Raw genomic sequence first — 22,189 nt, forward strand, 5'->3', positions numbered from 1 at the left:
TATTATCCAATAAACATATTAACAGTGTTTTGACAATTAGTTAATAGTTTTTATAAGACCTCATTAAAAACAAAGTTTTGTCTCATAAAGGATTGGAAAATCAGGTTTAAAATAATTTCTCGTTTCATGTTATAATATGTGTAACAATTATCGAACTGATGAAATGGAGATTTATTAGATATGAAAATGTCACTTACAGAAGTTGCTCGTGCAGTTTCTGCGCAAAACGATATTAGCGAATATGAAGATATTGATATTACTAGTGTTGCTTTTGATAGCAGGGAACTAACAAACGGGGCACTATTTGTGCCACTTGTGAGTCAAAACGATGGTCACGACTACATTCAAAGTGCAATTGATAATGGTGCCGTTGCAACTTTCTGGCAAAAAGACCACGAAAATGCTCCAACAGATTTTCCAATTATCGTTGTTGATAATACTTTAGAAGCACTACAAAGATTAAGCCAATACTACTTGGCAAAGATTAATCCTAAGGTAGTCGCAATTACTGGAAGTAATGGAAAAACTACTACTAAGGATATGGTTGCTTCAGTATTATCAACTCAATTCAATGTTACTAAGACCCATGCCAACTTCAACAATGAAATTGGTGTTCCAATGACTATTTTAGATATGGAACCAAACACCGAAGTATTGGTTGTTGAAATGGGAATGGATCGTCCAGGTCAACTAGACTTCCTAAGTCATTTGGTTGAACCAGACATTGCTGCCATCACAATGATTGGTGAAGCACATATTGAATTCTTTGGCACTCGTGACAAGATTGCCGATGCCAAGATGGAAATTGTTAACGGGCTAAAAGAAGATGGTATTTTTGTCTACAATGGTGACGAACCATTGCTAACTAGTCGAAGCGAAAACTTGCCATTTAAACGTACGTTTGGATTGGCTGAAGATGATGATTTTTATGCTTACGATATTGCTGGAACAGAAGTGCAAACTACATTCAAGGTTAATAAGTATCCAGATGTTGAATTCAAGATTCCAATGATTGGTAAATACAACGTTAACAACGCATTGGTTGCTATCACCATCGGTGACTTATACAGGATCAGAGAAGAAAACATCCAAAAAGCATTATTAAATGTTAATTTGACTAATAACCGTACTGAATGGATTGAAGGAAGTAAACACGAAATGATCCTTTCAGACGTTTATAATTCAAATCCTACTGCTGTTAAAGAAGTAGTGAACGCATTTACTCGTGAAAAAATTGATGGCCGTAAAATTGCCGTTTTAGGTGATATGTTGGAGCTAGGTGATCAATCAATCGAATTACACGAGTCATTAGCCGAAGTATTGGATCCAAATGAAGTACAAAGCGTTTACTTAATTGGTCCAGATATGAAGTACTTGTACGACAAGTTAAGTTCAGTTTATCCATCAGAAAATCTTTTCTACTTTAAGGCAGACCAATTGGATGATTTATATGACCAATTAAATGCTGAAATTTATGAAGGTGACCAAGTACTATTAAAAGCTAGTCACGGAATTCATTTAGAAAAACTATTAGATAAACTAACAAATTAATATAGGTAATTCATTTGCTAATTTGACCCAAAAGGGTTATATTAGTCTAGTTACATTTTTTAGAACACGGAATTTTTATAATCAAGTGATTAGCGCATTAACGGGAACGGACTCTTCCTTAGCTAATGACGGTATTATATTGAATGTTTCGTTTAGGAGGAAACATATTTGAAGTTTAGAGAATTAGGTCTTTCAGAAGACCTATTAAAAGCGATTGAAGACAAGGGTTTTAAGGAAGCCACTCCAATCCAAGCAGAAACAATTCCTTTATCACTACAAGGTAAGGATGTTTTAGGACAAGCACAAACAGGTACAGGTAAGACAGCTGCTTTTGCTCTTCCTATTATTGAACACGTTGATTTAGATAATCCAAACGTGCAAGCATTAGTTATTTCACCAACTCGTGAATTAGCTATTCAAACACAAGGCGAAATTAGTCGTTTTGGAAAAGAAAAGGGCGTTAAGGCTGTATCAGTTTTTGGTGGTTCTGACATCAGAAGACAAATCCAAAGCTTAAAGCGTAAACCACAAGTTGTTGTGGGTACTCCTGGACGTTTATTGGATCATATCAACAGACGTACATTAAAATTAGACCATGTTAAGACATTGGTTCTAGATGAAGCCGATGACATGTTGGACATGGGATTCCTAGATGATATTGAAAGTATCGTAAAACAAGTTCCAGAAGAAAGACAAACATTGTTATTCTCTGCAACTATGCCACCACAAATCAAACGTGTTGGTGTTCAATTCATGAAGGACCCTCAACAAGTTACTATTAAGGCTAAAGAATTAACTACTGATTTAGTTGATCAATACTACATCAGAGTAAAACAATTTGAAAAGTTTGATATCATGACTAGATTTTTTGATATCCAAGCACCTAAGGTAACTATTGTATTCTGTCGTACTAAGCGTCGTGTTGACGAAGTTTCTAAGGGACTTCTACTACGTGGATACCGTGCAGCAGGAATTCATGGTGACCTAACTCAAAACCGTCGTTCACAAATCATGAAGGACTTCAAGCATGACAAGGTTGACGTTTTAGTTGCAACCGACGTTGCTGCTAGAGGTATTGATATCTCAAGTGTTACTCACGTATACAACTACGATATCCCTCAAGATTCAGAAAGTTACGTTCACAGAATTGGTCGTACCGGTCGTGCCGGACGCCATGGTGTTTCAATGACTTTTGTTGAACCAAACGAAACTAGTTACTTAAGAGATATTGAAAAGCTAACTAAGGTTAGAATGTTACCTCTTAAGCCACCTTCAGCTGATGAAGCATTGAAGGGTCAACTAGAAGTAGCTACTAAGGAAATTGGTTCATTAATCGAAAAGACTAAGATGGAACCATTCTCAGAAGCTTCTGACGAATTGTTAGAAAAATACGATGCTAAAGAATTAGTATCAGTGCTATTAAGCAAGATGACTAGAAACCAAGTTAAGGTTCACATTACTGCTGAAAAGCCACTTCCTAACAAGAACAAGCGCGGTCATGGTGGTGGATATCACCGTGGTGGTGGTAACCGTCGTGGCGGATTCAAACGTGGTGGTAACAGAAATGGTGGCGGAAACCGTCGTCGTTACAATGGTAATGGCGGTGGCAACCATCGTGATGATCACAAGAAGGGTAACCGTTCATCAAACCACAAACGTCCAAACAAGTCATTTACAATTAAAAACAAAGATTAATAATAAAAAAGCTGTTGATATGAAAATTTGTCAATAGCTTTTTTTTACATAAAGAACTACAATAAAAGGAAATGCCCATTATTAATTGGAGGAAAGATTAATATGGTAGTAGGAACTCATAGAAATGCACAAATACTAATTAGTAAGAGTGCTTTATATCATAATATTAGTAACGAAAAGAAACGTTTGAAAAATAACGAATATTTATTCATGGTCGTAAAGGCCAATGGATACGGTCACGGGGCGGTCGCAGTAGCACATGAAGCGAAGAAGGCTGGCGCCGATGGCTTTTGTGTGGCCATTTTAGATGAAGCATTACAACTAAGGGATGCTGGTTTTGACGAACCTATCTTAGTGCTAGGTATCACCGACGTTCAACATGCATCATTAATGGCAGAGAAAAACATTTCAGCAACCGTTTCATCTAAAGAATGGTTGAAAGAAGCTGATGAACAACTAGCTAAAAAGAATCTACCAAAACTAAACGTTCATATCGGTTTGGATACTGGGATGGGCAGAATTGGTTTTCAAGATAAAGATTCACTTAAAGAAGCTGTCGATTTCTTGAATCAATCTGACAATTTAAACTTTGAAGGAATCTTTACACACTTCTCAACCGCTGATACACATAACGTAGAGTATTTTGATTTGCAAGTTAAACGATTTAATGATTTAATTTCAGTTATAGGTACATTACCAAAATATGTGCATGTATCTAACTCAGCTACTAGCTTGTGGCATAGTGAATTTAATTGCAATATGATCAGATTTGGTGTTGCTGGTTATGGTTTGAATCCATCTGGTGGGGAACTAGACTTACCATATGAATTAAAACCAGCGCTTAGTTTAACAACAGAAGTTGTATACTGTAAGAAGATTGATGCAGGTCGTTCAGTTGGGTATGGCGCGACATACACATCCGATGAACCCGAATGGATTGCTACAGTTCCTGTTGGTTATGCCGACGGAATTGTTCGCGCAATGCAAGGATTCTCTCTACTAGTGAATGGAAAGTTCTGTCCAATCGTAGGAAGAGTCTGCATGGATCAACTAATGCTTAAACTAGATGAACCAGTAGAACCAGGCACAAAAGTTACAATTGTGGGTCAAGACGGTAAAGAAAAGATTACTTTACAAGACATTGCGTCATATTGTGATACAATTCATTATGAAGTAGCTTGCTTACTCACTGATAGACTACCACGCATTGTGGTAGAATGACCCGTTTTAAGAGGATTAATCAATGCAATCTAAGAATCGATACGTTTATTCACTTCTAAGCACAGCTACATCAAGTAACAAAGCAAAAATATCACATCCTAGAATGAATGTTTCATTTGATACACATACTAGGATTGTGATTAATCCATGTTTTAACGATTATTTGATAGTCCAGAATTTAATTGCTGGGTACACTGAGATGACCGATATTAATCGTGCTATTTCAAAGGAATTTACTTTTTGTGAATCCTCAAGTGTGCATCACATTACGTTTTAGAATTCAGATGAATTCATTACAGATAGGGGATGTTAGAATGGCTAACGTTGAAATCAAACGTGGCGACGTTTTTTATGCTGACCTATCACCAGTTGTTGGTTCCGAACAGGGTGGAATGAGACCGGTGTTAATCATTCAAAATAATATCGGGAATCACTACAGTCCTACCGTGATTGTTGCCGCAATTACTGCTAGAATTTCAAAGCCAAAGATGCCTACTCACGTAGCTATTAGTGCTGATAAGACCAGAATCGAAAAAGATTCAGTTATCCTATTAGAACAAATTAGAACAATTGATAAACAACGATTACATGATCGAGTTGATCACTTAAGTGATAAGTTTATGAAACGAGTGGACGAATCATTGAAATTAAGTATTGGTGTACAGTAAAACATACATAAAAAAAGGATGCGAATTTTATTCGCATCCTTTTTTGTTTTGATAATGTTATTTCTCGTCCGCTAAATCTTCAATCTCTGCGATTTTAAAACCTTTACGTTCTAATGCAGCGATGATTCGTTTTAACAATTTCTTATCTACCTCTTCGGGAAGGGTGAACATAACTCTATGTACCAATTCACCTTCTTGACCATCTAGACTGATAACACTGGCGATTGCAGTGTACTTAGTGATAATCTTAGACATTGATTCTAGATCACCACGATTACCAGGAGCTAGGACAGTAATTACATAACTGCCAACGTTTACGTTCCATGATTGTGAAAGCATGTCCAATAAACGAGTGTGGGTCAAGATACCGTAGAAACGATTATTATCATCCAATACAGCGATATAAGGTAAATCCTTAATCGAAAAGAAAATGTGGAAGAAGGCTGAATTAACATTGATGAACTTAGTGGCATTCTTTAGTAGGGTTGTAACAGGTTGAGACATATCACCACCGTTAGCTTTGTGACGGTAGATATGCATCTTGTAAATGTTTCCTCTAAAGATTGTACCTGTTTCGTCTAGGATAGGAATACATCTGTAACCAGATTCTTCCAATGTTTCAAGAGCTTGTTCTAATGAAACGTTTTCTGAAACGGTAACTAGGTTGCCCTTAGGTTTAACCAATGACTTCAATAGCATAACATAACCTCCTTTTTAATTATTAGAATTTTTCTCATATTCTAATTTTAACATAAAATGATGAATTTGTGGCGATAAATCAACAATTGTTCAAAATAAAAAGCCGGGGGCAAAGTGCACCTCGACTTAATATTTTAATCAAGTTAATCGATTATTTTAAAGCTTCCATACCTTTTTCGGCAGTTTCCTTTAGGGTCTTACCTGAAGCTTCCATCTTAGCTTTTTCTTCATCGCTTAGAGGAACTTCGATTACTTGTTTAATACCTGATGCGTTAACAACAGCTGGAGTACCGATGTAGATATCGCTTAAACCATATTCACCGTTAACTGGAGCACCAACAGGTAGTACTGAGTTTTCGTCACGTAAGATAGCACGTGAAATTCTCATTAGGGCAGTTGCAACACCGTAGAAAGTAGCACCTTTCTTGTTGATGATTGTGTATGCCTTGTTTCTAGTTTCATCTTCTAATTTTAGTAAGTCATCTTTGCTTACGCCAGCATCTTTAGCTACGTCTAATAGAGGACGTGAACCAACAGTTGCTTCGTCAATAGCAGCAAATTCTGAGTCACCATGTTCACCCATGATGTATGCGTTAACGTCAGCAGGGTTAACACCTAACTTCTTAGCTACAGCAACTTGGAAACGAGTAGTATCCAATGAAGTACCTGAACCTACAACCTTTTCCTTTGGCCAACCTGAAAGTTTTTGAACACCGTAAGTTAAGATGTCAACTGGGTTAGCAGCAACTAAGAAAATACCCTTAAATCCTGACTTAACAACTTCAGGAACGATTGATGAAAGAATCTTTAAGTTCTTTCCAACTAGATCTAATCTAGTTTCACCTGGTTTTTGAGGTGCACCGGCAGTGATAACAACTAAGTCAGCATCTGCACAGTCACTGTAATCACCAGCGTAAATGTTCTTAGGAGCAGTAAATACTTGAGCATCTTCTAAGTCAAGTGCGTCTCCTTCGATACGATCTCTAATAATATCAACGATGACGAATTCTTCGCCTAGTCCTTGTTGCATCATAGCAAATGCGTATGAAGAACCAACGGCACCGTCACCAACTAAAACAACTTTTTGATGTTTTAAAGCCACAATAATCATCCCTTCAAAAACATATTTAAATCTACAACTGAATTATATCATTAATTTGGAAATTAGTAATTACAAAGCGCTAAAAAAACGAATAGTTTTATATATTTCTATAAGTGACGTGATAAATATCGAATTGCATACTATGATATAATTTACATAATTAATTGAGCGAAAAAAGGAGCGGATTTTTTATGAAGATGATTGTGGGATTAGGAAACGTGGGACCACAATATAAGGAAACCAGACACAATACTGGTTTTATGGTAGTAGACGAGTTTGCAGACAAACACGGAGTCGAACTATCAACACAAAAAATGGAAGCAAAGATTGGATCTACTAATATTAATGGTGAAAAGGTAATGTTAGTCGAACCACTAACATTTATGAACGAATCGGGTCGTTCAGTTGGACCTTTAATGAAGTTCTTTAAGTTGGATTTAAGCGATTTAATAGTAATATATGATGATATGGATTTACCAATCGGAAAAATCAGATTGAGAAACCATGGATCAGCCGGTGGGCATAATGGAATTAAGAGTTTAATTGCTCATTTAGGAACCGACAAGTTTAACCGTATCAAGGTCGGAACAGACCACCCAACCAAGGAAAGCGTCGTTAACTATGTATTAGGTCACTTTACAGATGACCAAAAACCAGGATTAAACCAAGCAATTGACAACAGTGTTTCAGCACTAGAAGAATTTATTGATGGGGAAGAATTTAACAAGCTAGAAAACAAGTATAACTAATATTTAGAGGGGATAACTATTTTGGAATTAAGTCAATTTTTCACACAATTGCCACAATACGATGAGATTGTTAATGATTTAGCACCTAAACATCGTCAGTTAGTGACTGGTTTATCAGGTTCTGCGAAGACAATGATGATTGCAGCTTTGTTTAACTCAACAAAGCGTAACTTCTTGATTGTGACTGATACTTTATCCAGATGTGATGATATTGTTGAAGATTTACAAAATGTTGTCTCCGAAGATGATGTATTAGAATTTCCAGTCGAAGAAGTATTAGCTGCAGAAGTTGCCACTAGTTCACCCGAATACAAGGCCACTCGTGTGCAAGCTTTATCAAAGCTATTAAGAGATGAACCAAAAATTATTGTAACGTCTGTTTCCGGTACTAAACGTATTTTGCCGGAACCAGGCGATTTTTCAGATGCTAATTTGACCATTTCAATCGATGATGAAGTCAATTTAGATGAATTAAGAAACAAACTATTTCAAATGGGATACACACCAGAAAAGATGGTTGCAGCCCCAGGAGAATTTTCACTTCGTGGATCAATTATTGATATTTATCCATTGAACTCAGAATATCCGGTTCGAATTGATTTATTCGATACTGACGTCGACTCATTGAGATATTTTGACGTATCTAATCAAAGAAGCTTAGAAAATATTGAAACCATTTCAGTGTTACCTGCAACTGATATGGTATTAAACAAATCACAAAGACAACAAGCAGTTGCTAATTTAACACAACTACGTGATAAACGTTTAGCCAAACTGGATAACGACGAACTAAAGCAACGCCTAAGTGATGCTGTTTCAACCATGATTGATGATGCCAATGAAGGAATCATTGATCCAGATTGGATAATGTATGCTAAGGCAATGTATGAAAACGAAACGACCATCTTTGACTATCTGGATGATGATGGTGTCGTTTTATTCGATGACTACAGTCGTATCTTAGAAAACAGCCAACAACTAGTCGAAGAAGAACAATCATGGGCTAATGATAAGTTTGACCATGGTGAAATTGCATCCACCGATTTATTTAGCGTGGACTTTAGAGAACACTTCCACAGAATTAATCAGGCAGAAATTTTAATGTCATTGTTCCAAAAGGGCATTGGAAATCTTAAGTTAACCCAATTGAATGACATTAAGGTTCGACCAATGCAAAAGTTCTTCGGTCAAATGCCACTATTGAAGACTGAAATCGATAGATGGCACAAACAAGATGACACCGTTGTGATTTTGGTTAAGGACAAGGCCAGAATGCAAAAGGTATCGCAAACATTGACTGACTTTGAAATCGAATCTGTTCAAACTACTAGTGACAACATTTTGGAACATCAAGTTCAAGTTGTTAGTGAACGTTTGAAGAATGGGTTTGAACTACCAATCAAACAATTGGCGGTAATTACCGAATCAGAAATGTTTACGACTGTGCATAAGAAACGACCACGTCGTCAAACATTCTCCAATGCGGAACGAATCAAAAGTTATGCTGATTTAAAACCGGGCGACTATGTAGTTCATGCTAACCACGGGATTGGTAAGTATGAAGGTATGGAGACGATGGAAGTCGACGGTAAGCACCAAGACTACATGACAATTGCTTACCAAAAGAACGCCAAGTTGTTCATTCCAGTGACTCAATTAAACTTGATTCAAAAATACGTTTCATCCGAAGACAAACACCCACGTGTTAACAAGCTGGGTGGAAGTGAATGGCAAAAGACGAAGTCAAAGGTCCAAGGAAAGATTGAAGATATTGCTGATGACCTAATTGATTTATACGCTAAACGTTCTAATCAGGTTGGTTATGCCTTCCCAGAAGATGACGAATATCAAGAAGAGTTTGAAGGAGCATTCCCATACCAACCAACACCTGATCAGGTGAAGAGTTCAGAAGAAATCAAAAAGGATATGGAACAACCACATCCAATGGATCGTTTGTTAGTTGGGGATGTTGGTTATGGTAAGACCGAAGTAGCATTGCACGCCGCCTTTAAGGCTGTCGAAGCCGGTAAACAGGTTGCTTTCTTGGTACCAACTACCGTGTTAGCACAACAACACTATGAAACAATGGTAAACCGTTTTGAAGGCTTCCCAGTGTCAGTAGCAGTGCTATCTCGTTTCAGAACCAAGAAGCAGGTTGAAGAAACCAAAAAAGGTTTACTTGACGGTTCTATCGATATCGTTGTCGGAACCCATCGTTTGTTATCTGATGACATCAAGTTTGCCGACTTAGGACTATTGATGGTCGATGAAGAGCAACGCTTTGGTGTTAAGCACAAGGAAAAGATTAAGCAATTAAAATCTAACGTTGATGTTTTGACACTAACTGCAACTCCAATCCCTAGAACATTAAACATGTCCATGATGGGGGTTCGTGATTTATCAGTTATTGAAACACCACCAGCAAACCGTTACCCAATTCAAACATACGTAATGGAAGAAAATGCTGGAGCAATTCGTGAGGGGATTACCCGTGAAATGCATCGTGGTGGCCAAGTATTCTTTATGCACAATCGTGTTTCTGACATTGAAGACACCGTCATGAAGCTACAAACATTGGTTCCGGATGCTAGAATTGCCTATATTCACGGTCAAATGACCGAAAACCAATTGGAAACCATCCTATATGATTTTGTTAACGGTGAATACGACGTGTTAGTAACCACAACAATCATCGAAACTGGGGTCGACATTCCAAACGCCAATACGTTGTTTGTCGAAGATGCCGATCACATGGGACTATCCCAGTTGTATCAAATTCGTGGACGAATCGGTCGTTCTAACCGTGTCGCTTATGCGTACTTTATGTATAAACCAAACAAAGTGTTGACCGAAGTTTCAGAAAACCGTTTGGAAGCTATCAGGGACTTTACCGAACTGGGTTCTGGTTTCAAGATTGCCATGCGTGACTTATCACTTCGTGGTGCCGGGAACCTATTAGGTAAGCAACAATCAGGATTCGTCGATTCGGTTGGTTATGATATGTATACTCAAATGTTAGCCGATGCCGTTGCAACTAAGCGTGGTCGTCGTGCCGAACAACGAGTTGATACAACTGTCGAAATGGACATTGAAGCATACTTGCCTAGCGAATATATTCAAGATGAAAAACAAAAGATCGAATTATACAAGCGAATTAGACAAATGCAAAACGACGATCAATATCGTGAACTACAGTCTGATTTAATTGACCGTTTCGGTGATTATCCAACTGCGGTTGAAAACCTATTAACAATCAGTCGCATCAAGATGTATGCCGACTCATCGTTAATTGAAAAGATTAGGCAAACACCAAAACAAATTACAGTCACTCTATCAACGATTGGAACTCAATTCTATGACAGCAAGCAAGTGCTAAAGGCAATTGCGCAAACAGAGTTTAGATCAATGGTTGGTACTGCTAACAACAAGATGCAAATTACCTTAATCATTCAACCTAATATGGATGAACAAAAGTGGTTAGGTGAATTGAGTAAGTTTGTCGAAGCATTAGATAAAGAACACACAGGAAACTTAACAAATGAAAAATGACAATAAACTATCAGTGATAATGAAAGGTGCGATGATTTTATCAGTCGCTTCCTTAATCAGTAAGGTATTAAGTGCCGTTTACCGAGTACCGTTTCAAAACTTAGTTGGAAACATTGGTTTTTATGTTTTTCAACAGGTTTACCCAATCTATGGAATTGGGATGGTGTTAGCATTAAGTGGGATGCCGATTATTATTTCACGTGTTATCGCTGAGCAGGAAACAACATTGCAGAAAAAAGCCCTCTTAAGACAACTGTTTATTATGCTTTCAATCTTTGGTGGATTAATATTTATCATCTTTCAAATTAAGGCAACGTCAATCGCTGCCTTAATGGGAGACCTCAGATTAGATAGTTTGATTCGAGCAGTTAGCTGGATGTTTTTAATGATGCCAATATTGGCTTGCTTAAGGGGTTACTTCCAGGCAACATTAATTATGAAACCCACCGCTTATTCGCAGGTAGTTGAACAAGTGATTCGTGTTGGTTTAATCATTGCATCAGCATATGTATGGGTTAGACATCACGTGAATCCATACACGATTGGGAGCTACGCTATGATAGCTACTCCTGTTGCTGAGATTTTTTCAGTGGCAATTTTAATTAGATACTATGCGGTGGATATCAAGCGTCTACCAAATCAAAAGGTGATGTCGTATCAATCATTATTGAAACGATTATTGTTTGAAGGTGGCACAATTTGTATGCTTTCATCATTAATGGTGTTGATGCAATTGGTGGACTCGTTTACTGTTCGTAAGGGATTACTTTTAAACGGATTGAATATGATTGATTCACAGGCAGTCAAAGGGATTTACGATCGCGGACAACCGTTAGTTCAATTGGGATTAGTGATTGCTACATCTTTTGCATCTGCGATTTTACCATCATTAAGTCTGGCTTATTCAAAGAAGCAGATGAAGTCTTTTCATAGTCTAGCATCAGAGATGCTTAGAGTCAGCATGTTCATGACCGTTGGCGTTGCAGCAGGAATGATTAGTTTGATGCCTTTGATTAACCGTTTGCTATTTAATAGTGGCCAACAAAACACTACTATCAGTATTTTTATGATTAGTGTTGTCTTAACAACGATGATTACAATTTATAGTAGTATTTTGCAGAGTGCTAATCACTTTAAAATAACCATTATCGCTATTATATTGGGGTTGGTAAGTAAAATATTGATTACTAAAGAAATGGTTGCTCATATGGGAATTGCCGGAGCAAGTATTTCCACGGTAATTAGTTTATTGTTAATGTTAATTATTGAAGTTAAATTTGCACCTACTGACATTGTTAAAATTGAACATAAGTGGAACTTCTTGTGGAAGCTATCATTGATAGCATTAATCATGTTAATTATTGAAATGATTCTAATGAGTTTATTTGGCTCAATTCATTTGGTCCATAGCCAAAGATTAAGTGCCATCATTTCATTGTGTTTCTTGGTCCCCATCGGCGCAGCTGTATTTGGTGTCTTAGCAATTAAATGGAAATTATTAACATATCAAGAATGGCAATCAGTGCCAGTAGTCAATAAGTTTATAGATAGGTGGATATCAAAATGAGATTAGACAAGTTTTTGAAGATTTCAAGAATTATTAAGAGAAGAACTGTAGCAAAGGATATTGCTGATCAAGGTAGAATTACCATTAATGACCGTGTTGCAAAATCATCATCAAACGTTAATTCAAATGATAAGTTAGTGATTAAGTTTGGTAACAAGACATTAACTGTTCAAGTTAATCAATTATTCGAAACAACCAAAAAGGCTGATGCAGACAGAATGTACACCGTTTTGGATGAACAATACGAAAGAGATTTCAATGCTGAATAATTAAAATTTAGTTACAAAATTAATTATCTATTTATTTTTTTTAAGAATCATCTATACTATTAAGTAACGAAATGAGGAGGGGATACCATGGATGCTGATAACGTTCATCAATTGAATAATCGATACACGAAGATTAAGAAATCTCGACATCAAGAAATTTTACGCAGTCGAAAAAAACGTGGAATTATCCTGGTAAGCTTTTTCCTCGTCGTTATTTTAATGTTGCTTGCCCAAATTTTTATAACGAAATCTAAGATTAGCAACGTTTCTGAACAACAAGTTCAAACCAAAAAAGAACTTAAGAAGAGTAAAGTTGATAACAAAAAGCTAAAACAAAATATTAAGCAGTTACATGATAAGGACTATATTCAAAAAGTCATTCGTGAAAAATATTATTACACCAAGCCAGGAGAGACTGTTTACAGTCTTCCAGGGGATGTTTCAAAGGATGTAACTCAAAATTAAAATGGTATGAAAAAATACCATTTTTTTTATACAATTATCATTTAAATGGTGCTATACTAAAGTTACTAATCATTATTAGGAGGACAAATTTTTTTATGGCAATTGAAGTTGGAGCAAAAGTTTCCGGCAAAGTATCAGGAATCACTAATTTTGGTGCTTTTGTTGATCTAGGCGAACACAAAACGGGATTGGTTCACATTAGTGAAATTTCTGATGGCTATATCAAAGATATCAAAGATGTTTTAAAAGTTGGCGATGACGTTAAGGTTAAGGTTCTAAACGTTGGTGACGATGGAAAGATTGCTTTGTCAATCAGAAAAGCAGTTGACAAACCTGCTGAACCACAAAGAAGAGAACAACCAAAGATGGCCCATGGACATTCAAATCATGGTAAGTTTAGTGATAACCGTCATCACAATGATAACCATAAAAATAATAAGGCTAGTTTCGATGACTTAATGGACAGTTTCTTAAAGGAAAGTGAAAGCAGACTAGCTACAATCAAGAAAAATACTGAAGGTAAGCGTGGAGGCCGTGGCGGTCGCCGTAGTTAACCAAATAAAAAATGATTGGGGTAGATTACCTTAATCATTTTATTTTTACCAAAAATTGTGACTAAAGGGGACGGTATTAATGCCGGAACAAAATATTACCCAACAAAAATTTAATCAGTTGATTGAGAGCAAGAAGTGGTTTACGTCAGGGGAGAAAGTAGTGGTTGCAGTGTCTGCTGGAGTGGATTCAATGGCGCTACTTAACCTAATGATGAATTTACCAGAGAAGAACAAACCGAAAATCATAGTTGCTCACGTTAACCATCATTTAAGATTCCAAAGTGCTGAGGAAGAACAATATATCAGAGACTTCTGCCAAGTTCACAATTTCAAAATTGAAGTTGGTAATTGGGAAGAACGATTTCACCCAAGCAATGGAATTGAAATGGCTGCTAGGAAATATAGATATGACTTCTTTTCAAAGGTCATGAAAGACAATAATTCACGTATATTATTAACAGCACATCATGCCAATGACCAAGCAGAAACGGTCTTGATGCGATTAATTCGTGGTTCGTTTATCAAGGATTTAATTGGAATTAGAGAAAGCCGAAAGTTTAATGATGATAGATTGATTCGACCACTACTTGGTTTTAGCAAACAAGAACTAACGCAATACATGCAAACATTATCAATCAAATGGTATGAAGATGACACTAATCAAAAACTAGATGTCACCAGAAATAGAATTAGGCATCGATTAATTCCATTTATTGAAGAAGAAAACAGTCGTGGAATTAAACACATCAATGATTTTTCTCAACAATTGAAATTGATGAAAAAACAAAATGACTTTTTCTTTGAGAAATTGGCAAAAGATATCATTGGTGACGCTAAGACGTATGATTTAGATGCATTCTTGGAATTGCCAAAACACGTTCAAACCGGATTAATCGATTATTTAATTGATCAAGAGGTGGTTGATGGTTTCAACGTAGATATCGTTAATCAAGTGACCTCGCTACTTAATAATGATGAAAAACCACAGGGTGTTGTTGAGTTATCAAACAATTTGAGCATAAAAAAGGAATATGACAGATTTTTAATCGAAAATATCAATCAAAACCAAATAACTGGATTTAAAAACGATTATTTTGTGGTAACATTGAATAAATGGTATTTCGAAGATGATATCCAGTGGATGATTACGGATAATTCCGATTTTTCAGATGATGAAGCAAGAAGAGTTTCTCGTTTTAATCTTTTGGATTCAGAATTCCCATTGATTGTACAAAAGACGCAAAATCGTGATAGAATAACGCTTAAAAATGGTGGTCATCAAACGGCTAGGCGACTGTTTATTAACAAGAAAGTTCCTGTTGATAAAAGGCATTCAGCCAATAGTCTGATGACTGATCAGGGAAGGCTATTAGCCGTTTTAGGCTACAGTGAATCTGTATCTATCGATAACTCTAACGCTAGAGTTTATACATTAATCATTAAATAAAGTATGTGGAAGGAGAAACTAATGAACAACGACATTCTAAAAACCTTGTATAGTAAGGAAGACATCACAGATGCTTGTCGCAGATTAGGTCAACAAATTACAACTGATTACAAAGACAGAAAACCAGTGGTAGTTGGTGTATTGAAAGGTGCTATTTTCTTCATGACTGATATTGTCAGAGAAATGGACCTATACATGGACATCGATTTTATTGACGTTTCAAGCTACCATGGAGGTACTGCATCAAGCGGAACCATTGAATTAATGAAAGATATTGATGTGGATGTTAACGGTAGGGATGTTATTTTCATTGAAGATATTATCGATACTGGTAGAACATTGAAATATTTAGAAGACCTATTAGCTGAACGCGGTGCAAGATCTATTAAGGTATGTACTTTAATGGACAAGCCTGAAGGAAGAGTAGTTGAAGCTAAAGCCGATTACGTTGGTTTAGAAGTACCAAACGAATTCGTAGTTGGTTACGGTTTAGATTACCAAGGTAAGTATCGTAACCTTCCATATGTTGGAGTATTAAAACCAGAGGTTTATTCAGACAAATAAATGGTTAATTCTTCTGAAAAATGATAATATATGCTTCGTGTAATGTATTGAAAAATTGGCGGGTCTCACCATGTTATTTTTAATACATAAACAAGCATTGAACACAGGAGGCAATTGATGCGTAATAATAATAAAGGATTATTCAAGAACAGCCTGTTCTACATAGTGTGCTTCTTGATTGTCTTGGGAGTTACTTTCTTTGTCACATCAAAGAACGGTCAACCTCAAAACAAAGAATTACAATCTAGTCAGTTTGTTCAAGAACTAAAAGATAACAAAATTAAGAGCTTTTCAATTCAACCTGAAAATGGTGTTTACACTGTTTCTGGTGAATATAGAAAAGCCCAAAGCGTTAAATCAAATAATTCTAGTAGCATTTTATTCAGTAATACCAAGAGTGAAACTAAGGTTTCATCATTCAAGACTAAGGTTTTGAAGAATAACGGTACTATTAATGAAATTACAAACTATGCTAAGAAGAATAACGTTAAGATGGGTGCAAAGGCTGCTGACACTGATGGCGGTTTCTGGTCAAACCTAATCTTCTCATTACTACCAATGCTAATCATCATCATTTTCTTCTTCGTTATGATGAACCAAATGGGTGGTAAGAATGGCAGTAAGGGCGGCATCATGGGTGTTGGCAAGTCAAAAGCTAAACCAACTAAGAGTGATGTTCGTTTCACAGACGTTGCTGGTGAAGAAGAAGAAAAGCAAGAACTTGTTGAAATCGTTGAATTCTTAAAGGATCCAAAGAAGTTCACCAAGTTAGGTGCTAAGATTCCTCACGGTGTCCTATTAGAAGGACCTCCAGGAACTGGTAAAACTTTACTAGCTAAAGCTGTATCAGGTGAAGCTGGTGTTCCATTTTACTCAATTTCAGGTTCTGATTTCGTTGAAATGTTTGTTGGGGTTGGGGCTAGTCGTGTTCGTGACTTATTCACACAGGCTAAAAAAGAAGCTCCAGCAATCATTTTCATTGATGAAATTGATGCTGTTGGTAGAAAACGTGGCAACGGCATGGGCGGTGGCCATGATGAAAGAGAACAAACATTGAACCAACTATTGGTTGAAATGGATGGTTTCTCAGGTAATGATGGTGTTATCGTAATTGCTGCAACTAACCGTGCTGACGTGTTGGATCCTGCTTTGACTCGTCCAGGTCGTTTCGACCGTAAGGTACTAGTTGGTAGACCAGACGTTAAGGGTAGAGAAGCAATCTTAAAGGTACATGCTAAGAACAAGCCAATCGCTGATAACGTTGACTTACATGAAATTGCTAAACAAACTCCAGGTTTTGTTGGTGCCGATTTAGCTAACTTGTTAAACGAAGCTGCTTTATTAGCTGCTAGAAGAAACAAGACAGAAATTGGCCCATCAGAATTGGATGAAGCTGAAGACCGTGTAATTGCTGGTCCAGCTAAGAAAGATAAAGTTGTTAGTCAAAAAGAACAAAACATTGTTGCCAACCACGAAGCTGGTCACACAATTGTTGGTTTAGTTCTAAATGATGCTCGTGTAGTTCACAAGGTAACTATTGTTCCTCGTGGACGTGCCGGCGGATACGCAATTATGCTTCCAAGAGAAGACCAACAATTGCTATCTAAGAAGAACGCAATGGAACAACTTGCTGGTTTAATGGGTGGTAGAACTGCCGAAGAAATCATCTTCGACTCATTGTCTTCAGGTGCTTCTAATGATTTCGAACAAGCTACTAACTTAGCTCGTGCTATGGTTACTCAATATGGTATGAGTGAAAAGCTAGGAACTGTTCAATTGGAAAGTCCAAACGATGACCCATACGCAAGAAGATATTCTGAAAAGACTGCTTCAGTTATCGATGAGGAAGTAAGAAGATTAATTGATGAAGCTCATGGTCAAGCTCATGACATTATTGAACAACACCGTGAACAACATAAGGCAATCGCTGACGCATTGATTAAGTACGAAACATTAGACGAAAAGGAAATTTTGAGTCTATACCGTACTGGTAAGATGCCAGAAGAAACTACTTCAAGTGATAACGAAGATGCTTCTTTTGAAGAAAGCAAAGAACAACTAGAACAAAAAGAAAATCAACATCAAGATAATGATGAAGACTAACTAATAGAGCGTGGGTTGAATTTATTTGACTCACGCTTTTTTAGGTGATTATGGAGGAAAAAACAAAATGGCAGACTATTTAACAAAGAGTGTCACTAAAGATGGTATGTTTAGAGCATATGCAATGGAAGCTACTGGAGTAGTTGACAAAGCACAAAAAGATCATAGAACATGGCCTGTATCTTCAGCTGTATTAGGTCGTTCATTGGTAGCTAGTCTATTATTGGCTACATCAGTATTAAAGGGTAAAGAGACAATGACTGTAAAGGTATTGGGTGATGGCCCTGCTGGACCAGTCTTGGTCGACGTTGATGCAAACGGTCACGTTAAGGGATACATTCACAATCCACACGTTGACTTACCATTAAACAAACACCACAAACTAGACGTTGGTGGTGCTGTTGGACAAGGTAGTTTAGAAGTAATGAAAAATCTAGGTGGAGATGAACCATACGTAAGTAACGTTCAACTAGTTTCAGGTGAAATTGGTGATGACTTTACTTTCTACCTAGCTCAATCAGAACAAATTCCATCAGCTGTTGGTGTATCTGTATACGTAAATGAAGATGGAACCATTGGCGCTGCTGGTGGTTACTTGATTCAAGTACTACCTGGGGCATCAGATGATGCGATCAGCAAACTCGAAGAACGTTTGAAGTCAATTCCAATGATTTCAGAACTATTCTTATCAAAGCAAAAACCAGAAGATATCTTGAAACTAATCTTTGGTGAAGATAACATCGATATCTTACAAAACATGCCTGTAGAATTTAAGTGTGATTGTTCAAAGGAAAAGTTTGGTGAAAAGATTGCCGGTTTAAACGATAAGGAAATTCAAGCCATGATTGACGAAGACCATGGAGCAAAAGTTATTTGTAACTTCTGTGAAAACGAATATAACTACAGTGAAGATGACTTGAGAGCATTGTTGTCAGATAATCAAGATTCAAAAGAATAGTAAGTATGCAGTTTTATTTTTAGTGTGATATGATATTTATCATGCTAAACGTGTTTAAAATTGAGGTGAATATAAATGGAATGGAAAATCGGAGATGTTACAATCCCCAATCAAGTAGTTGTTGCTCCAATGGCTGGGGTTACTAACACTGCTTTTAGAATGATTTGTAAAGAATCAGGAGCTGGACTTGTTGTCTGTGAAATGATTTCTGATCGTGGTTTAATGCACAAGAACAAGAAGACTCTAAGTATGTTGGATATCGATCCAAAGGAACACCCAATGAGTATTCAAATTTTTGGTGGTACTAAGGAAACCCTTGTAGAAGGGGCTAAGTTTATCGACCAAGAAACTGATGCAGATATCATTGATATCAACATGGGTTGCCCTGTAAACAAGGTTATTAAGACTGATGCTGGTTCAAAATGGCTATTGGATCCTAATAAGGTATACGAAATGGTTTCATACGTTACAGATGCTGTTAAGAAACCAGTTACTGTTAAGATGAGAACTGGATGGGATGAAGACCACGTATACGCAGTTCAAAATGCATTGATGGCAGAAAAGGCCGGTGCCTCAGCTATTGCAATGCATGGTAGAACTAGAAAGCAAATGTACACTGGTAGCGCTGACTGGGATGTTTTAAAACAAGTTGCTGATGCTTTAACAATTCCATTTATGGGTAATGGGGATGTTAGAACTCCTCAAGAAGCTAAAAAGATGTTAGACGAAGTTGGAGCAGACGCTGTAATGATTGGTCGTGCCGCTGAAGGTAACCCATGGATGCTACAACAAACCAGACACTACCTAGAAACTGGTGAACTTTTGAAGGAACCTACAGTTGATGAAAAGATTGCAACTGCTAAGGAGCATTTACACCGTTTAGTAGGTGTGAAGGGTGAATTCACTGGTCCTCGTGAATTTAGAGGTCAAGCTGCATACTACCTAAAGGGTATTTCTCACTCAGCTAGAACTAAGGTAGCTTTAAACAATGCAGAAACTGAACAAGAAATGGACGATATTTTCGACAATTTCCTTGAAAAGACCCATAAAAGAGCAGCAAAAAATGCGGATTTAAGTGAAATGTAATTTTTTAAATTATTTTATGGTATTATGTTAATATAAAATAATTTATTCTGATGGAGGTTTTACTGTGGCACAAGAAAAGCAAATGAATGACCAATTGCGAGTTCGTCGCCAAAAGATGAATGAATTACGAGAAGAAGGGGTCGACCCATTCGGTAGCCGTTTTGAACGTACTCATTTAGCTAAACAATTACACGATAAATACAACGGTAGTACTAAAGAAGAACTAGAAGAAGAAAATCTAAAAGTTGTTATCGCTGGACGTATGGTTGCAAAACGTGGAAAAGGTAAGGTAGGTTTTGGTGATTTACAAGACCGTACTGGCAGAATTCAACTATACGTAAGAAAAGATGAAGTAGGTGAAGACAACTACCATTTCTTCAAGCGTGCCGACTTAGGTGACCACTTAGGTATCGAAGGTGAACTAATTAAGACAGACATGGGTGAATTAACTGTTAAGGCTACTCATGTAACTTTCTTATCAAAGGCTTTGCGTCCATTGCCAGACAAGTACCATGGTCTACAAAACAAGGAACAAAAATACCGTCAAAGATATCTTGATTTGATTTCAAACCGTGATAGTTTTGACCGTTTCCAAAAACGTAGCAAGATTATTTCTGCAATCAGAAACTATCTTGATAATGAAATGGATTGTACTGAAGTAGAAACACCTGTACTACACAACCAAGCTGGTGGTGCTAGTGCACGTCCATTTATTACTCACCACAATGCATTAGACATCGACTTATACTTACGTATTGCACTAGAATTACACTTAAAACGTTTAATCGTTGGTGGTATGGAACGTGTATATGAAATCGGTCGTGTATTCAGAAATGAAGGTATGGATCAAAACCATAACCCAGAATTTACTGAATTAGAATCATACATTGCATACTTCGACTTCCATGATGTTATGGATGAAACTGAAGGTATTTTCAAGGCAGCTGCTAAGGTTGTTACTGATAACGGTATTATTAACTATCGTGGTGAAGAAGTAGACTTTAACAAGCCATTTGAACGTTTACACATGGTAGACGCAATTAAAGAATTTACTGGAATTGACTTCTGGAAAGAAATGAGTCTAGAAGAAGCAAGAAAGCTTGCAGACAAGAACAACATTGAATACCAAGATTTCTGGACTGTTGGACACATTATCAACGAATTTTTCGAAGAAAAGGTTCAACCAGAAATTAAAAACCCAACATTTATTTACGGACACCCAGTAGAAATTTCACCATTAGCTAAGAAGAACGCTGATGATCCAAGATTTACTGATCGTTTCGAACTATATGTTGAAGGTATGGAATATGCTAACGCATTCTCTGAACTAAACGATCCAATCGATCAAAAGGAAAGATTCCAAGCCCAAGCTGCTGAAAAGGCTAACGGTAATGATGAAGCACAACCAGTCGACTTAGACTACGTTGAAGCTCTAGAATACGGTATGCCACCAACAGGGGGACTAGGTATCGGTATTGATCGTCTAGTTATGTTATTAACTGACGCTGAATCAATCAGAGATGTTCTACTATTCCCAACAATGAGACCAGAAGATAACTCTGAACAAGACTAATATCTGTAATTAAGCGTAAAGAATTGATTAAATTCAATTCTTTACGTTTTTTTTGTTGAAAGTGGTTGACGATGTTCCACAATCTTGATAATATATTAAATGTTGTTTGAAAGACGGACAGCTAAAAAAAATTAAATATAAAAAGTTGTTGACATAACAGCGATTGCGTGGCATAATATTTATTGTTGTCGTTAAGAGATGACGTTAATAAATTTGATTGCTTAAAATTAGTTGTTGACATTGTTTCACAACTTTGATATACTTAAGAAGTCGTAATTTTAGACATATAAATGGTAGATCTTTGAAAACTGAACAAGATTGATAATCGATGATGTGTAAGGAACTTACAACTTGGTTGTAAGAATTAAA

General features: G+C 36.8%; 18 protein-coding genes. 16 read left to right on the top strand and 2 right to left on the bottom strand.

From position 1 onward, the window contains the following. Positions 1–180 precede the first annotated feature (180 nt). From JUD45_RS05705 to JUD45_RS05720, 4 genes are all read left to right on the top strand, one after another. Entirely contained in the window at positions 181–1,551 is a 1,371-nt protein-coding gene (locus JUD45_RS05705) for a UDP-N-acetylmuramoyl-tripeptide--D-alanyl-D-alanine ligase (RefSeq protein ID WP_203619835.1), read from the top strand. Between the two features lie 168 nt (positions 1,552–1,719). Further along, the gene (cshA, locus tag JUD45_RS05710) at positions 1,720–3,246 is read left to right on the top strand and encodes a degradosome RNA helicase CshA (protein ID WP_034532475.1); all 1,527 of its coding nucleotides are present in this window, start codon (positions 1,720–1,722) and stop codon (positions 3,244–3,246) included. A 102-nt stretch (positions 3,247–3,348) separates the two neighbouring features. Next, positions 3,349–4,467: an alanine racemase gene (gene alr, locus JUD45_RS05715; RefSeq protein WP_203619836.1), complete on the top strand. Its 1,119-nt coding sequence runs from the start codon at positions 3,349–3,351 to the stop codon at positions 4,465–4,467. Between the two features lie 314 nt (positions 4,468–4,781). Further along, the gene (locus tag JUD45_RS05720; RefSeq protein ID WP_034532478.1) at positions 4,782–5,135 is read left to right on the top strand and encodes a type II toxin-antitoxin system PemK/MazF family toxin; all 354 of its coding nucleotides are present in this window, start codon (positions 4,782–4,784) and stop codon (positions 5,133–5,135) included. 57 nt (positions 5,136–5,192) lie between these two features. Here JUD45_RS05720 and cbpA read toward each other — a convergent pair whose 3' ends face one another. Together cbpA and JUD45_RS05730 are read right to left on the bottom strand one after the other, a co-directional pair. Then, positions 5,193–5,834, bottom strand: a complete 642-nt coding sequence (gene cbpA / locus JUD45_RS05725; protein ID WP_203619837.1) for a cyclic di-AMP binding protein CbpA — start codon at positions 5,832–5,834, stop codon at positions 5,193–5,195. Between the two features lie 151 nt (positions 5,835–5,985). Continuing rightward, the gene (locus JUD45_RS05730) at positions 5,986–6,936 is read right to left on the bottom strand and encodes an L-lactate dehydrogenase (protein ID WP_187155886.1); all 951 of its coding nucleotides are present in this window, start codon (positions 6,934–6,936) and stop codon (positions 5,986–5,988) included. 191 nt (positions 6,937–7,127) lie between these two features. Between JUD45_RS05730 and pth the strand changes: the two genes are divergently transcribed. The 12 genes from pth to lysS all read left to right on the top strand — a co-directional run bounded on the left by pth (position 7,128) and on the right by lysS (position 21,820). Beyond that, positions 7,128–7,685 carry an aminoacyl-tRNA hydrolase gene (pth, locus tag JUD45_RS05735; RefSeq protein WP_034532481.1) on the top strand — a complete coding sequence of 186 codons (558 nt, stop codon included), beginning with the start codon at positions 7,128–7,130 and terminating at the stop codon, positions 7,683–7,685. A gap of 21 nt (positions 7,686–7,706) precedes the next feature. Continuing rightward, a complete protein-coding gene (gene mfd, locus JUD45_RS05740; RefSeq protein WP_236018492.1) occupies positions 7,707–11,234 on the top strand; it encodes a transcription-repair coupling factor in 3,528 nt (1,175 codons plus the stop codon). Further along, entirely contained in the window at positions 11,224–12,801 is a 1,578-nt protein-coding gene (locus tag JUD45_RS05745) for a putative polysaccharide biosynthesis protein (protein WP_203619838.1), read from the top strand. The genes mfd and JUD45_RS05745 overlap by 11 nt, the downstream gene beginning before the upstream one ends. Further along, the gene (locus tag JUD45_RS05750; protein ID WP_053795163.1) at positions 12,798–13,070 is read left to right on the top strand and encodes an RNA-binding S4 domain-containing protein; all 273 of its coding nucleotides are present in this window, start codon (positions 12,798–12,800) and stop codon (positions 13,068–13,070) included. The genes JUD45_RS05745 and JUD45_RS05750 overlap by 4 nt, the downstream gene beginning before the upstream one ends. An 87-nt stretch (positions 13,071–13,157) precedes the next feature. After that, on the top strand, positions 13,158–13,535 hold the full coding sequence (locus JUD45_RS05755; protein ID WP_138726631.1) for an FtsB family cell division protein: 378 nt from the start codon (positions 13,158–13,160) through the stop codon (positions 13,533–13,535). Between the two features lie 95 nt (positions 13,536–13,630). Beyond that, entirely contained in the window at positions 13,631–14,089 is a 459-nt protein-coding gene (locus tag JUD45_RS05760) for a S1 domain-containing RNA-binding protein (protein ID WP_138726630.1), read from the top strand. A gap of 79 nt (positions 14,090–14,168) precedes the next feature. Then, positions 14,169–15,536, top strand: coding sequence for a tRNA lysidine(34) synthetase TilS (tilS, locus tag JUD45_RS05765; protein WP_203619839.1), 1,368 nt, complete (start codon positions 14,169–14,171; stop codon positions 15,534–15,536). A gap of 21 nt (positions 15,537–15,557) precedes the next feature. Further along, positions 15,558–16,100 carry a hypoxanthine phosphoribosyltransferase gene (gene hpt / locus JUD45_RS05770; RefSeq protein ID WP_041152423.1) on the top strand — a complete coding sequence of 181 codons (543 nt, stop codon included), beginning with the start codon at positions 15,558–15,560 and terminating at the stop codon, positions 16,098–16,100. A 117-nt stretch (positions 16,101–16,217) separates the two neighbouring features. Beyond that, positions 16,218–18,203 (top strand): ATP-dependent zinc metalloprotease FtsH, encoded by a 1,986-nt coding sequence (gene ftsH, locus JUD45_RS05775; protein WP_138726628.1) that lies wholly within the window; start codon positions 16,218–16,220, stop codon positions 18,201–18,203. Positions 18,204–18,270: 67 nt separating this feature from the next. After that, on the top strand, positions 18,271–19,161 hold the full coding sequence (hslO, locus tag JUD45_RS05780; protein WP_203619840.1) for an Hsp33 family molecular chaperone HslO: 891 nt from the start codon (positions 18,271–18,273) through the stop codon (positions 19,159–19,161). 75 nt (positions 19,162–19,236) lie between these two features. Beyond that, a complete protein-coding gene (gene dusB / locus JUD45_RS05785) occupies positions 19,237–20,247 on the top strand; it encodes a tRNA dihydrouridine synthase DusB (protein ID WP_138726626.1) in 1,011 nt (336 codons plus the stop codon). 64 nt (positions 20,248–20,311) lie between these two features. Next, a complete protein-coding gene (gene lysS / locus JUD45_RS05790; RefSeq protein WP_203619841.1) occupies positions 20,312–21,820 on the top strand; it encodes a lysine--tRNA ligase in 1,509 nt (502 codons plus the stop codon). Positions 21,821–22,189 lie beyond the last annotated feature (369 nt).

Origin of the sequence: Apilactobacillus nanyangensis (genome assembly GCF_016861915.1) — a bacterium.
Classification (GTDB): domain Bacteria; phylum Bacillota; class Bacilli; order Lactobacillales; family Lactobacillaceae; genus Apilactobacillus; species Apilactobacillus nanyangensis.